At 68.3% G+C, this 12,657-nt stretch carries 13 protein-coding genes and 1 tRNA gene; 7 read left to right on the forward strand and 7 right to left on the reverse strand.

Translation table 11 applies throughout. The features are described from left to right. Positions 1-80 precede the first annotated feature (80 nt). Both E6G92_13940 and E6G92_13945 read right to left on the reverse strand, forming a co-directional pair. Positions 81-449, reverse strand: a complete 369-nt coding sequence (locus E6G92_13940; protein TMJ17417.1) for a copper-binding protein — start codon at positions 447-449, stop codon at positions 81-83. 517 nt (positions 450-966) lie between these two features. Beyond that, positions 967-2,241, reverse strand: coding sequence for a hypothetical protein (locus tag E6G92_13945; protein TMJ17621.1), 1,275 nt, complete (start codon positions 2,239-2,241; stop codon positions 967-969). A gap of 156 nt (positions 2,242-2,397) precedes the next feature. Between E6G92_13945 and E6G92_13950 the strand changes: the two genes are divergently transcribed. After that, a tRNA-Thr gene (locus E6G92_13950) sits at positions 2,398-2,473 on the forward strand. A gap of 192 nt (positions 2,474-2,665) precedes the next feature. Here E6G92_13950 and E6G92_13955 read toward each other — a convergent pair. Further along, the gene (locus E6G92_13955; protein TMJ17418.1) at positions 2,666-3,004 is read right to left on the reverse strand and encodes a hypothetical protein; all 339 of its coding nucleotides are present in this window, start codon (positions 3,002-3,004) and stop codon (positions 2,666-2,668) included. Between the two features lie 128 nt (positions 3,005-3,132). On the opposite strand from E6G92_13955, the gene E6G92_13960 reads away from it, so the two are divergent. Both E6G92_13960 and E6G92_13965 read left to right on the forward strand, forming a co-directional pair. Beyond that, complete coding sequence (locus tag E6G92_13960; GenBank protein ID TMJ17419.1) at positions 3,133-4,470, forward strand: murein L,D-transpeptidase; 1,338 nt, start codon at positions 3,133-3,135, stop codon at positions 4,468-4,470. 67 nt (positions 4,471-4,537) lie between these two features. Next, positions 4,538-5,311 (forward strand): copper resistance protein B, encoded by a 774-nt coding sequence (locus E6G92_13965; GenBank protein TMJ17420.1) that lies wholly within the window; start codon positions 4,538-4,540, stop codon positions 5,309-5,311. A 2-nt stretch (positions 5,312-5,313) separates the two neighbouring features. Here the strand turns inward: E6G92_13965 and E6G92_13970 are convergent, their stop codons facing one another. After that, positions 5,314-5,814 carry a DUF4396 domain-containing protein gene (locus E6G92_13970; GenBank protein TMJ17421.1) on the reverse strand — a complete coding sequence of 167 codons (501 nt, stop codon included), beginning with the start codon at positions 5,812-5,814 and terminating at the stop codon, positions 5,314-5,316. Positions 5,815-5,863: 49 nt separating this feature from the next. On the opposite strand from E6G92_13970, the gene E6G92_13975 reads away from it, so the two are divergent. The 3 genes from E6G92_13975 to E6G92_13985 all read left to right on the forward strand — a co-directional run bounded on the left by E6G92_13975 (position 5,864) and on the right by E6G92_13985 (position 7,972). Further along, entirely contained in the window at positions 5,864-6,136 is a 273-nt protein-coding gene (locus tag E6G92_13975) for a metal-sensitive transcriptional regulator (protein ID TMJ17422.1), read from the forward strand. Then, the gene (locus E6G92_13980; protein TMJ17423.1) at positions 6,133-7,467 is read left to right on the forward strand and encodes a hypothetical protein; all 1,335 of its coding nucleotides are present in this window, start codon (positions 6,133-6,135) and stop codon (positions 7,465-7,467) included. The genes E6G92_13975 and E6G92_13980 overlap by 4 nt, the downstream gene beginning before the upstream one ends. Positions 7,468-7,651: 184 nt before the next feature. After that, positions 7,652-7,972: a hypothetical protein gene (locus tag E6G92_13985; protein ID TMJ17424.1), complete on the forward strand. Its 321-nt coding sequence runs from the start codon at positions 7,652-7,654 to the stop codon at positions 7,970-7,972. Here the strand turns inward: E6G92_13985 and E6G92_13990 are convergent. Next, the gene (locus E6G92_13990) at positions 7,954-8,676 is read right to left on the reverse strand and encodes a hypothetical protein (GenBank protein TMJ17425.1); all 723 of its coding nucleotides are present in this window, start codon (positions 8,674-8,676) and stop codon (positions 7,954-7,956) included. The genes E6G92_13985 and E6G92_13990 overlap by 19 nt on opposite strands. A 34-nt stretch (positions 8,677-8,710) precedes the next feature. Here E6G92_13990 and maiA point away from each other — a divergent pair, with 34 nt between their 5' ends. Then, positions 8,711-9,328 (forward strand): maleylacetoacetate isomerase, encoded by a 618-nt coding sequence (gene maiA, locus E6G92_13995; protein TMJ17426.1) that lies wholly within the window; start codon positions 8,711-8,713, stop codon positions 9,326-9,328. On the opposite strand, the gene E6G92_14000 is transcribed toward maiA, so the two are convergent. Both E6G92_14000 and E6G92_14005 read right to left on the reverse strand, forming a co-directional pair. Continuing rightward, positions 9,325-10,593 (reverse strand): MBL fold metallo-hydrolase, encoded by a 1,269-nt coding sequence (locus tag E6G92_14000; protein ID TMJ17427.1) that lies wholly within the window; start codon positions 10,591-10,593, stop codon positions 9,325-9,327. The genes maiA and E6G92_14000 overlap by 4 nt on opposite strands. A gap of 11 nt (positions 10,594-10,604) precedes the next feature. Further along, positions 10,605-12,509, reverse strand: coding sequence for a hypothetical protein (locus tag E6G92_14005; protein TMJ17428.1), 1,905 nt, complete (start codon positions 12,507-12,509; stop codon positions 10,605-10,607). Positions 12,510-12,657 lie beyond the last annotated feature (148 nt).

Consider the following 12,657-nt stretch of genomic DNA (forward strand, 5'->3'; position numbering starts at 1 on the left):
TAAGGTCTCCCGGGATCGGTCCGCGGCGCGAGCGCGCGCCCGGGGCGGCCTATAGACCCGGGCTTACGCTGGCGGCAACCTCACTCGACGACGATTTCGCCCGACATGCCCATGGCCGAGTGCATCATGTGCGTGCAGCGCAGGCGGTAACGGCCGGCCGCGGGCGTCAGCGTGACGTCGACCGCGCCGTGCGAGCCGACCTCGACCTTGCCGTTGGCGACCGGGCCGCTGGCGGCGCCGGCGGCGGCGAAGAATTCCGGCGCCGCGAAATTGTGGCCGCCGCTGCCCGTGTTGACCAGATGCAGGGTGACCGGCTGGCCGGCGGCGAGGTGAATCTCCTCGGGCGCGTAGGCGAAGCTCGACAGCCGGACCTCGACGACGCGCGGCGACTGCTGGGCTTGGGCCGCGGCCGGCGCGGCGAGGAGCGAGGCGAGGACGAGGTTGCGCATGACGAGTCTCCCGGCGGCCCCTGCCGGCGGATCATACCACCAGTGCGAAAAGGAGTTCAATCGTTCCCCGGCGAAGGCCCGTTCCCCGGCGAAGGCCGGAGCCCAGGCGGGCGCGAGCCCGGGTTCGAAAGGGTCTCAGCGAAGATCGGCGCCGAATGCGGATGCCGGCCCTGCCCCCAGAAGCCTTCGGCTCCTGGGCCCCGGCCTTCGCCGGGGAACATTCAGGTGGGGCTGCGCGCAGCCGTGGTGGCTGAGCGACACGGCCGCCGAGATCTAGGCGGCGCTCCATTGGTTTCCCTGAATTGGCGAGAAATTTCAGAGTCATCCCGGCGAAGGGGCACCCCGCAAAGTACTACTTTGCGGGGCCCCCGAAGGCCGGGACCCATGAACTCGGTGTTCGGTGGAAAGACGCAGGTCTGCGCTTCTTCTGGACCCAAAGTGTCCATAGGTCCCGGCCTTCGCCGGGATGACTCCTTTGATTCCCCTTCCAGGGTGAACTTCTGATTGAGCCCGTACCCTAGGCCGCGCTCTTGCGGATCGCCTGGTCGACCAGCCGGGCGTCCGAGACGGGGGCGACTATCGCCAGCCCGTCGCTCTCTCGCCGGGCGACGAGCAGGACGAATTCGCCGTCGCCCTCCACGGCAATGTCGACGCGGGCCAGAGGGCGCGCCGCCTGGAGCTCGGCGCGGATCTCGGTCCAGCGGTCGGGCTTGGGCGCGGGCCGGCGAAGCGCGCGCTCGGCGGCGACGATGCCCTTGAGGCCACCTTCGTGCGCCTCGATCCGCCCCGCGAGCGATCCTTCGGCGACACTTTCGCGGCTCGCCCAGGAAAGGCAGGCGGCGAATTCGGTCAAGCGGGTCTTGTCGTAATCGAGGCCGAAGACGAGCTTGGCGATCGCGGTCATCGGAGCCCGCGCCTGGGCCTTGATCCCGGAATCTTCCAGCAGCTCGGCATAATCATCCGGCTCGGCGGCGGCGGCGAGCGCGAAATCGTGGGCCAGGCCGATCGCCCGGTAGAGCGCCGTCCGGCTGCGCCGATCGCTGTCGCGCGCTTCCTCCGCGGAGGCTCGGGCGAGGCCGAGGCGATCGCCGAGGCCGGGATTTTCGGGCCACAGGCTGAGATTGGAGTCCGGCTCGGCCGAAGCCGGCTCGGGAGCGTCGAAATCGGCGTGCGGGCCGTCGGCCCAGACGAGCGATTCGGCCGCCTGCGGGGCCGGCGCGGCGGCGATGGCGCCACGCACCTGGCCGGCGAGCGCGGAAGCGGTCGCCTCGTCGGCGACCTCCTTCCAGTTGATCACCCCGTAGATGAAGTCGATCGTCTCGCCGTCGGTCGACAGCGGCATGAGGATTCCGCGGTACATGGTGTGATAGCCGCGCTGGCCGACGAACTCGGCCTCGAAGCCGATCGGCGCCGAATTGGCGATGATCTGCAGGTAGTGGTCGGTGAGCCGGGACAGGAGGGAGCGGCTTGGCACCTCGCTGATCCGCCGGACTCCGGCGTCGAGGCCGCATTCGGTGCGCAGCGCGCCGCCGAGATAGGCGATCTCCGGATCCTCGGCGTCGCGCGAAAAATCGAGCAGCACGCTGTGCGGCCCGAAATCCTCGATATTCGCGGGATCGAGATCCTGGATCGAGGGATAGGCTCGGCCCGAGAGGAGCGAGACCCAGTAATTGTAGGCGCGAACGTGCATCCGGCGCTCGTCGACGCCGATTTCGGGCGGCCGCTCCATCGCCGGCTCATCGTCGCCCGCGACGCAGGTGGGCTGGTCCCCGAACTCCCGGTAATTGTCCATATGTTCGGCGCGTCCCTTGCCGCCCTTACGACTGAGCACGGAAGGTGCACCCGGCGTGGTTGATATATGGTTAAGCTTGTTCGCGGGGTTTCCGCGCCGCCCGCGCCGCGCTTGCCATGCCGGGGGGGCGCTGATAATGGCCCCGCTCCCGGGCAGGCCGCTTTAGCTCAGCTGGTAGAGCACATCATTCGTAATGATGGGGTCAACGGTTCGAGTCCGTTAAGCGGCACCACCCCTTTTTCCCCGTTCCATTCGATTCGGCGCGCGGGCGCAGCCTGGCGCTAACGCGGGACCGCGCGTTGCCGGTTGGCTTCCAGCGCGGCCCATCCGTCATTGCGAGCGAAGCGCGGCAATCCAGTGCGGCGTCCGGCGCGGCCTGGATTGCTTCGTCGCTGCGCTCCTCGCAATGACGAAAACCTACGCCTCAGCCCTGTGGGCCGAAATGGCGCTTGGGCGGGGCCTTGCGGTTGGTCTGGACGAGCAGGTCGATCGTCGCCGGGTGGATCGGGTTGGTGAACTGGAAGCCGGCCTTGCCGTCCTCGCACCAGACGACCCGGCTGTTCTGCGGCTCGAGGCCGGGCAGTCGAAGCCATACGATCGTGCCCGCTTCCAGCGCGTTGGGCACGGTGGCCATGAAGCCGTCGGTCGAAAGGTTCATCACCTCGGCATCGAAGATCGAGGCGCCCGGCTCGCGCAGGCGCGCGGCGAGGTTGACGATCCGGCGCTCCGCCGTGCGTCCTTCCGGCGTCGGTAGAATGGCCAATTGTCCACGGCTCAAAGGCTGCACTCCTATGGGGTTCGGCCCGAATAAGGGCATAAGGCTAAGCAAGGCTTAAGCCGCGCTACCGTGCCGAGGGATCGTATCGGGCGCGCGCGGCGTTGTGGGGGCTCATGTGGCGTTGTTGTGGAGCCGTTGTGCAGGCAAAAATCTGGGTTGCGGGCGCGCTGATCGCGCTCGCGGGGTGCGGACAGCCGGCGGGCCAGCGGGGCGCCCCGGCGGCGGCCGAGGCGAACGCCGATCTGCGCCACGCGGTCTCCGATCCGCGAGTCGCGCGCTTCTACGAGGGGCGCGGGTGGCAGAGCGCCTGGTCCCGCGAGAGCGAGCAGGCGCTGCTCGCGGCGATCGGAGAGGCCGACCACCACGCGCTCGACAAGGACGCCTTCCTTCGCCCGATCCAGCAGGCGCCGCGCGGCGCCGCGCACGACGCCGCGCTCAGCCTCGCGGCCATTTCCTATGCCGAGGCGCTGGCGCGCGGGAAGACCGATCCTACGCGGCTCCAGGAGGTCTATACCGTGCCGCGGCCCAATCCGAACCTCGCCGCAGGCCTCGCCGGAGCGCTTCGGGCCGGCAATGTCGGCGACTGGTTGCGCGGCCTCGCCCCGCAGGACTCCGAATATCGCGCGCTTTCGGAAGCCTATCTGGCCGCGAACCGCGAGATCACGGCGGCGACCCAGCATCCGGAGGGATCGCCGCAAAGGCGCGCCGCGACGCCGGCGATCGACCGGGCGCGCGCGCTCGCGGTCAATCTCGAGCGGCGGCGCTGGCTCGAGCGGACTCCGCCGGCGACGCGGATCGACGTCAACACCGCGGCGGCGACGCTCGCCTATCTGCGCGACGGGCAGGTGGCCGACGTCCGCCGAGCCGTGGTCGGCGATCCAGAGCACCAGACGCCGCAGCTCGGCTCGCCGCTCTTCCGGCTCGCGGCCAACCCGACCTGGACGGTGCCGCATTCGATCGAGCAGGCCGAGATCGTGCCCAAGGGCGAGGCCTATATGCGGCGCAACAACATGGAATGGCGCAACGGCCAGATCGTCCAGAAATCGGGGCCGAAAAATTCGCTCGGCCTGGTCAAGTTCGACCTTCGCAACGACGAGCAGATCTATCTCCACGACACGCCCGCCAAGGCGCTCTTCTCGCGCGCCGAGCGGCACGAGAGCCACGGCTGCGTCCGGGTCCAGGACGCGCTCGGCTTCGCCAGGCTGATCGCCGCCGATCAGGGCGTGCTCGATGCGTGGGAGGAGGCGCGGGAGAAGGACGAGGAATCGTTCGTGACCCTGCCGCATCCGATCCCCGTACGGCTGCTCTACCAGACGGCCTTCGTCGACGGCGGCCGGATCGTCTTCGCTCCCGACGTCTATGGCTGGGACGAGGACGTCGCGCAGGCGCTCGGCCTCCCGGCGCGGCCGCGCCGGGCGGCGGCGGCGCGCCACGGCGACGTCGGCCCCTGATGTCCCAATAGGGGGCAGGCCCGATTCCGCGCTGGCGGGGCGCGCCTCGCTTCCTTAGCCCGGCCCGATGCGGTCAGCCTTCCTTATCCTGGGCCTGCTCGCGCCTGCGCCCGCGGCGGCGCAGCGGCTCGGCTATGAAGAGGTGCTGCTCCCGGCCGCGCCCGACCGACCGGCGGCGCCCGCGCCGCTTGCCTATGCCGGCGTGCCCGTCGACGGCGAGGCGGTCCACGCCTTCTACGGCGACCGCATCGAGGCCAGCCCGGAAGGCAACGGATTCGCCTGGGACGTGTCGGCGGAGCTCGGCAGGGGCAACCACCGCCTCTGGCTCGCGAGCGCCGGCGAGGGGGATTTCCGCGGCGGCCTTGGCTATGTCGAGGCGCAGGCGCTCTACAGCCACCCCATAGCCGCAGCCGGCCTTGCCCTCCAGGCCGGCGTCCAGCGCGATTTCCTCGCGCCTCGGCGGACCTGGGCGGTGGTCGGAATGCAGGGCAATGTCAGCACGCCGCTCTATGTCGGCGCCTTCGCTTATTATTCGACCAGGAGCGAGCTGACCGGCAGCCTCTACGCTTATTACGACTGGGAGCCGGTGCGGAACCTGGTTTTCCAGCCCTATGCCGGCTTAGGCTTCGCGGCGGAGGACATGCCTGCGCTCGGCCTCGGCCGCGGCGCCACGGATTTCGAGCTCAGCGCACGGCTGCGCTACCGCATCGCCGAGCCCTTCGCTCCCTATGTCGGGATCAGCCACACCCGCCTGATCGGCCGAACCGCCGATCTCGCGCGGGCAGCGGGAGACGGCACCGAAGCGACCAACATCGTGTTCGGGATCCGCTCCTATTTCTGAGCTCAATGGCAGCTCTTCAGATCGCGGCGCAGAAGCCAGGAATTGACCGGCCAGGCGGCGAGGAAGCCCGCAGGAACCGCGGCCAGGAGCCCGCGCCAGAACATCCACGACAGGATCGAAGGCGCCCCCATCCCGCCCAGCTGATAGTCCGCGAAATTCATGGCGAGCTCCATCACGCCGATCGAAACGACCTCGCCCACCCAGATGATGCGAAGCGCCGCGAGCGCGCCGATCGCGCGGTCCCCCATGACCGGCAGGAGGCCGAGAATGATTCCGGAGGCGTAGGATAGAAGGGTCGCGAGGACGATCGTCTGCCAGGCCGGGAGGCCGATGGTGACGCCGATCGCGAGACCGGCGACCTCGCCGATCACGCAACCGGTGAGGCAATGAAGCGTCGCCTGCGCGGCGAGTCGCCACGGGCCACCGCCCTGTGCCTGATGATGGTGATGATGCGCGTGAGACGTCACGATATTCCCCCATACCCAGATGGGGTATGTTGACATATACCCCGGTGGGGCATAGTTCAAGGTTACGAGATCGAGGAATTGCAGGATGGAACGCGAAAATAGGGCGAGGCTGCTCAACCGGCTCAGCCGGATCGAAGGGCAGGTGCGAGGAGTCGCGCGGATGGTCGAGGAGGACCGTTATTGCATCGACGTGCTCACCCAGCTGCAGGCCGCGCGCGCCGCCCTGGCCAAGGTCGAGACGGAGATGCTGAAGGGCCATCTCGGCCACTGCATCGAAGCGGCGATCGTCGGCGGCGATAGGGCGGAGCAGCGGCGGAAGGCGGCCGAGCTGATCCAGCTGATGGAGCGCACGCGATGAGGGCCATGCTGCTCGCGTCCGCAGTCCTTTTCGCCGGCCCCGCATTGGCGCAGCATCAAGGGCATGCCGGGCATGAGCCCGCGCCGCCACCCCCTGCCGAAGCACCGCAGGCGCCGGCGATGGACCATTCGGCTCATCAGATGCCCGAAGCCCATCCCGGCGAGACCGAGCACCGGATGACCGGCGCGCTCGGCCCCTACGGGATGAGCCGGGAGGCGTCCGGCACCGCCTGGCAGCCCGATTCGTCGATCCACGGGGGGCTTCATGCCATGTCGGGCGACTGGATGCTGATGGGCCACCTCTCTCTGAACGCGGTCTACGACCGGCAGAGCGGGCCGCGCGGGGACGAGATGGCGTTCGTCTCGGGCATGGCGATGGGCTCCGCACGGCGCGACTTGGGGGCCGGCACGTTGCAATTGCGGGCGATGCTGAGTCCCGACCCGTTGATGGGCCGGCGCGGCTATCCGCTCCACCTCGCCTCGGGCGAGACGGCGGACGGGATCACGCCGCTGGTCGACCGCCAGCACCCGCACGACTTCTTCATGGAGCTGTCGGCGAGCTACAGCCACCGGATCGGCGGGGATACGAGCCTGTTCCTCTACGCCGGCCTGCCCGGCGAGCCGGCCTTCGGACCGCCGGCCTTCATGCACCGAATGTCGATCATGGATTCGCCCGAGGCGCCGATCAGCCACCACTGGCTCGATTCGACCCACATCACCTTCGGCGTGGTCACCGCAGGGCTGATCGTCGGCGGGGTGAAGATCGAAGGCTCGCGCTTCAACGGCCGCGAGCCCGACGAGCGGCGCTGGGACATCGAGACGGGCCCGCTCGATTCGACCGCGCTTCGCCTGTCCTGGAGCCCGACGGCCAACCTCTCGCTGCAGGCGAGTTGGGCGCACCTGGTGAGCCCCGAGCAGCTCGAGCCGGGCGAGAATTCGACCCGCTGGTCGGCGAGCGCGATCTACACGCGCCGCTTCGGCTCCGAGGGCTGGTGGTCGACGACTTTGGCCTGGGGTCGGCGATCGGGCGCGCATTCGCAGTTCGACGCCCTCGTTCTCGAAAGCGCGGCGGGAATCGGTTCGTGGACCCTGTTCGCGCGCGGCGAGACGATCGAGACCGACGAGCTGCTTCCCGCGCTCGGCCATCACGGCCCGGCGTTCGACGTCGGCAAGGTCTCGGCGGGCGCTATCCGGGATTTCCGAGTCGCGCCGAACGTCCGGCTCGGCTTCGGCGCGCTCTACGCCGTCAACTTCGTCCCGGGGCCGCTCGAGGCCGCTTACCGGGGCAACCCCGATGGCGCGATGGCGTTCATTCGGCTGAGGATCGACTAGCTGTATCGACATTCAGCTTTCTGATCCCCTCCCCCTGAGGGGGAGGGTAGGGTGGGGGTTTACGGCGTTCGTGGTTATCCTCCGACGCCGTAACCCTCACCCCAACCCTCTCCCCATGGGAGAGGGAGTTTCAGTACCCTGCTGAATGTTGGTACAGCCTAGATCAGATGCCCCGGAGACCGACATGGACGCGCCTTACATTCGCCTCGGGGTAATTCTCGCGCTGGCGGGCCTCGTCACGTTCGCCGTGCTGCGCGCGACCATCGGGGCGGCGGCGGGCGTCGATACCGCGCTCCTCTGCCTCACCGCGATGCTGGTCGCGCCGCTCGGCGTGCTGCTGCTTCTGATCCTGCCGCACCTCTACCGCAACATGCGCGCCAACCTGGTCCTCTACGCCGCCTTCACCTGCCTCTTCCTCGGCGCCTGGACAGCCGGGCGCAGCGACGCGCTTGCGCAGAGTCAGGCTGGTCTGCGCGCCGCCGCCGGTCAGCTGGCCCGTTCCTGAGCGCGCCGGCGACGACGAAGCCAGGCGGTGAAGCCGAGCCGGCTCGGGAGCAGGACGATGCCGGCGATCGACATGGCGAGGGCCAGAGCGGTGGCGACGAACAGAAGCGGCGTGTTGAAATCCTCGTGGCCGCGCCAGTCCATAATGTGCAGTCCCCACAGGAAATCGTAGACCCGCCACAAGGTTGAGCGCCGCGCCGTGACCATTCCGGTATCCGCGGCGACGTAGAGCGCCCGGCCGTCCTCGGGGAACCGGACCCTCCAGGCGGGAAGCGCGCCGCGATATTCGGAATCGTTGGCGGTGATCCGATCGACCCGAACCGCTCGGCCTCCGCCGGCATGATCGGCCTCGGCGATTCGCGTGGCCAGAATCATCGGGATGGGCGAGAGCCTGCGGCCGCTGGCGAGGTCGTAAAGCCGAGGCCGCCCCTCGCGCCCGGAAAGAAGCGCGACGGGCCGGCCGAAAAGATTGCGCAATTCCACCTTCTCCGCCCTCGGCTCGCCGCCGAGGCGCGCGAGGCCGGCCGCCGCGGCTTGGAGATCGAGGGGGGCGGCCGGCTGGACGGCGATCATATGCTCGCTGCGCACCCGCTCGATCGGAAAGGCGGCGAAGAACAGGCCGCTGGCGAACCAGAACAGGATCTGCACCGCCATCAGCAACGCCAGCCATTTGTGAACCTTCGCCCAGAGACCCGCCCCCGCCATTTGCCTGCCCTTCCCCCGCCGCTATGGTGCGGCCATGACGCTCACGCTCTACGATTACTACCGTTCCTCGGCCAGCTACCGGGTTCGGATCGCGCTCAATCTGAAGGGTCTCGAATACGAGCGTGTGCCGGTCAACCTGCTGGAGGGCGAGCAGAAGGACGAAGCCTATCGCGCGCGCAATCCGCAGGGCTTCGTGCCGATGCTTGAGGCGGATGGCGAGCGGCTCACTCAGAGCCTGGCGATCATCGCCTGGCTCGACGCGCGATTTCCGGACCCGCCGCTGCGGTCGGGCGATCCCCACGTCCTGGCGCTGGCGCTGGCGATCGCCGCCGACATCCACCCGCTCAACAACCTGCGCGTGCTGAAGCACCTCGCCGGGCTGGGCGTCGACCAGCCGGCGCGCGACGATTGGTATCGGCACTGGGTCAGCGAAGGCTTTGCCGCGCTTGAGGCGCTGGCGGCGGCGCGCGCAGGGCGCTTCCTGGCCGGAGACGCCGTCACTCTGGCCGACGCCTGCCTGGTGCCGCAGATGTTCAACGCCCGGCGCTTCGACGTGCCGCTCGACGCTTTTCCGACGCTGGTCGCCGCCGACGCGGCGGCCTGCGCGCTCGAACCCTTCGCCGCCGCTCACCCCGACAGGGTGGCGCCCTAGAAGGGAATCGGGCCCAGCAGCTCGACCTTGGCCGACTGGCCGGCGGCGGCGGGCGCCGCAAACTGGAAGGCATAGCCTTCGCTTTGCTTCTGCGCGAACAGCTTGCCGAGGTCGTCCTTGTCGGGGTCCCAGGCTCTCCGCGGGGCCTTGCCCTTGTCGATCTCGCTTTGCCGGTCCTTGTCCCATTCGCCCTTGCGCCGGGCATCGATGTCGGCGACCGGATAGGTCAGGTGGATCACATATTGCGCCGCCTTGCCGCGCTGATCGATCAGCATTTCCAGCGTCGGCCGGTCGGGATTGCCGAAGGTGCCGTCCGCGGACGCGACATAATGGTCGGCGGTGATCGTGGTGAAGAAGGACGGATCGACGTTCCGGTCCGATCCGTGATGCGGCATCTTGAGGATGTCGACATGGAGCTTGCCGGCGGCGTCGAGCAGCCCCTCCCCCTTCAGCCCCTCGATCAGGTAATCGCCGCGCGCGTCGCCGGTGAGCAGGACGGTCTTGCCCTTGTAGGTCGCGACCGCGGCGATGCTCGACAGGTTCGGCACTGAGCCGTCGGTGTAAGCGGCGAGCGCGTCTTCGGGCTTGAGCTGCTTGGCGAACATCTCCTGCAGCTTGTCGAGCTGCTTGGCGAGCGGAGAGGCGACGCGCAGGCTCAGCTCCGGGCCGAGCTGGAAGGGCACGGCCGGCCCCTTGCCGGGGCGCACCAGCTTGCCGTCGAAGCCCTTGTTGATCGGAATGGCGAGCGCCTCCAGATCCTTGCGCAGGATGCTGCCGTTGTTGACGCTGGCCAGCACCTTCAGGCCGGCGCGCGCCTCGTCCTTGTTGGGATTGGTGATCTCAGGGCTGTCGAGATCCACGTCGGTGAGCGTAGTGGCGCCGGCCGAGGCCGTAACCGAGGCGGTCACCGCGCCGATATTGGTGGCGTTGGAGATGCGCTCGAAGCTGTTGAACCAAGCCGTGCGCACCGGATAGGGCCATTGCTGGCCGGCGGTCTTGGCCGCGCGCCAGGCCTTGGTGAAATCGGTGATTCCGAGCACATGGTCGTCGTCGATGTGGCTGACCATCAGCATGTCGATGTGGAAGGCCGCCCCCCGCTTGGCCTGCAGCGCCTTCAGCCGCGGCTCCAGAAAGGGCTTCCAGACCTGCGACGGCCCGCCGTCGATCAGCACCAGGCCGGGATCGGCGGCGGTGCCGTAATGGAGCAGCAGGCAATCGCCGTAGCGCGCCGGCAGCGCCTCGAGCGTGAAGAAATCCGTCGCCATCTTCCCCTCCTTCAGAACGATTGCAGCGCCCGCAGGATGTCGAGCAGGCCATGGCCCTGGAACGCGCGCTCGCGGCCGAGATCGGTCGCGTTTTCGCACAATATGCGCTTGATCCGCCGGGGGTTGCGGTTGAGCTCGGGATAGCGCGCCATCAGCATCGCGGCGGCGGCGCTGACATGCGGCGCGGCCTGGCTGGTGCCGTCGAGCGTCCCGGTCTCGTTGTTCGGCAACAGGCTCTCGATCCGCTCGCCCGGCGCCACCAGGTCCGGCTTCATCCGCCCGTCCCCGGTCGGGCCGCGGCTGGAGAAATAGGAGATGCCGTAGGCGTGCGGATCCCGCCGGTGGGTTGCGCCGACGGTGATCACCGCGTCGGCATTGCCGGGGTCGGTGATGCTGAGCGTGGCGTAGCCGGGGAAGAGGCCACGTTCGGTCTGGTATTTGTGATAGCCATTGTTGCCGGCGGCGGCGACGACGGTGACTCCGGCGCCCACCAGCCGTTCGCATTCGTCGCAGACCGGCGTTCGCCCGCAGGCGAAGCTTTCCACGACGTGCGGGATCGAAAGGCTGAGATTGACTCCGTGGACGACGATATACTGGTTGTGGCTGTTGAGGTAGCGGACCAGCTGAAGCGCGCCGATCACCGCGAACTCGGTGTCCTCGATCGTGTCCGAAATGATCCGCAGGTCCATGATCCGGATGTCCGGGCACATGCCCTGGAGCACGACCTTTTCGGGGTCGCCCTCCTCGCGCAGGTCGGCGCCGATGATGCCGGCGACATGGGTGCCGTGGCCGTCGGTCGGCGTCGACGGATTTTCGACCGCGATCAGGCGCTCGATCGACGACCAATCGAGCGTCTCCGTGTCGCTGATGCTCTGGTAGACGTTGCGAAGATATTTGCGGGCCTCTTCGATCCCGAGCCCGGCGCGCTGCGCCGCCGTTTCCAGCACGGGATTGTCGTTTTCGTCATAGGCCGCGTCGAGCAGGTCGCGCAGGATGGACAGGTCGTAGGTCTTGATCACCCGGCTTTTGGATTCCGGGTCTCGGGGATCGCGCAAAAAGCCGCGATGATCCTTGTCCACCCCGGAATCGATGACCGCCCAGGTGATCGTCTCGCACTTGACGTCGAACAACCGGTAGGCGGCGTCCGCCTTGACCGTCGAGCGCGCATGTTCGTCGGCGAGGCGGATCGCCCGGTTGCTGGCGATCCGCCAGATTCTCGGCTCCTCCTGCCCCGGCTTCGCTTCCGCGGGCCTGGCCATTGCGGGCAGCATGCCGAGCAGCTCGTCGATGCAGGCGACGATCTCGGCATGATATTCGGCGAGCTTGCGCGCCTGGGTGATATTCCGCAGCCCCCTGTCCCGGGCGATTCTGATGATCGCCGTCAGAGTGATGATTCGGGCGATGTCGAGCAGCGGGCCGGACAGCGACTTGTCCTTGCGGGCCTTGGCCTTGTCCTCCGGCTCCCCAAGCACCTCCCTCAGCCCCTCCGGGGTCAGGGCGGATTGGAAAGCCTGACGGAAGGCGGTTTCGGCGAAGCCCGACGCCGTCTTCTCCGCATTTTCGGTGAAGACCTTCCACGCGGTCTGCGCCCATTGGGTCCGCGGCAGCAGATAATGAATCACCTCGTCGAACGTCAGCTGCGCGGCGAGGAAGGTCTGAAGCGGGGCGAACCTGGCGCTCCGGCGCAACGCCGGCTTGTCGGCGCCCTCGGCCGCGAGCAGGTTGCGAAGCAGGGCCACCGCCGAGGTGGATTCGAGCGGGGTGATCAGTAGATCCTGCCGCTCGCCCGGCCGCGCCGCATAACGCTGCCATACGTCGGGCAGGATCGGCGTGTCCTGGGTGAAGCGCTGGCGGTCGCCATTACCGTAAAGGATCCGATTGACGACGTCGGAGCTGATCGCGAATTCTTCGTCCAAATCCTGTCCCCCCCGGTCGAGTCCTTGCCTGTTTTTAGCACGCTTTGCGGCGATTCGATGCGCGACTTTGCGATCCTGTCGAAAACCGATCCTTTTGCAGCCGCCCTCCGGAGCATGGCGGAGCGCGCCGCGCCGGGTTATAGCGAGC

It is taken from the genome of Alphaproteobacteria bacterium (genome assembly GCA_005883305.1).
Classification (GTDB): domain Bacteria; phylum Pseudomonadota; class Alphaproteobacteria; order Sphingomonadales; family Sphingomonadaceae; genus Allosphingosinicella.

Coding starts and splice junctions, on each gene's coding strand:
- E6G92_13985 (TMJ17424.1), top strand. CDS start 7,652: ATGGACGCGCCTTACATTCGCCTCGGGGTAATTCTCGCGCTGGCGGGC.
- E6G92_13970 (TMJ17421.1), bottom strand. CDS start 5,814: ATGTCAACATACCCCATCTGGGTATGGGGGAATATCGTGACGTCTCAC.
- maiA (TMJ17426.1), top strand. CDS start 8,711: ATGACGCTCACGCTCTACGATTACTACCGTTCCTCGGCCAGCTACCGG.
- E6G92_13965 (TMJ17420.1), top strand. CDS start 4,538: ATGCGGTCAGCCTTCCTTATCCTGGGCCTGCTCGCGCCTGCGCCCGCG.
- E6G92_13975 (TMJ17422.1), top strand. CDS start 5,864: ATGGAACGCGAAAATAGGGCGAGGCTGCTCAACCGGCTCAGCCGGATC.
- E6G92_14000 (TMJ17427.1), bottom strand. CDS start 10,593: ATGGCGACGGATTTCTTCACGCTCGAGGCGCTGCCGGCGCGCTACGGC.
- E6G92_13945 (TMJ17621.1), bottom strand. CDS start 2,241: ATGGACAATTACCGGGAGTTCGGGGACCAGCCCACCTGCGTCGCGGGC.
- E6G92_13990 (TMJ17425.1), bottom strand. CDS start 8,676: ATGGCGGGGGCGGGTCTCTGGGCGAAGGTTCACAAATGGCTGGCGTTG.
- E6G92_13980 (TMJ17423.1), top strand. CDS start 6,133: ATGAGGGCCATGCTGCTCGCGTCCGCAGTCCTTTTCGCCGGCCCCGCA.
- E6G92_13960 (TMJ17419.1), top strand. CDS start 3,133: ATGTGGCGTTGTTGTGGAGCCGTTGTGCAGGCAAAAATCTGGGTTGCG.
- E6G92_13940 (TMJ17417.1), bottom strand. CDS start 449: ATGCGCAACCTCGTCCTCGCCTCGCTCCTCGCCGCGCCGGCCGCGGCC.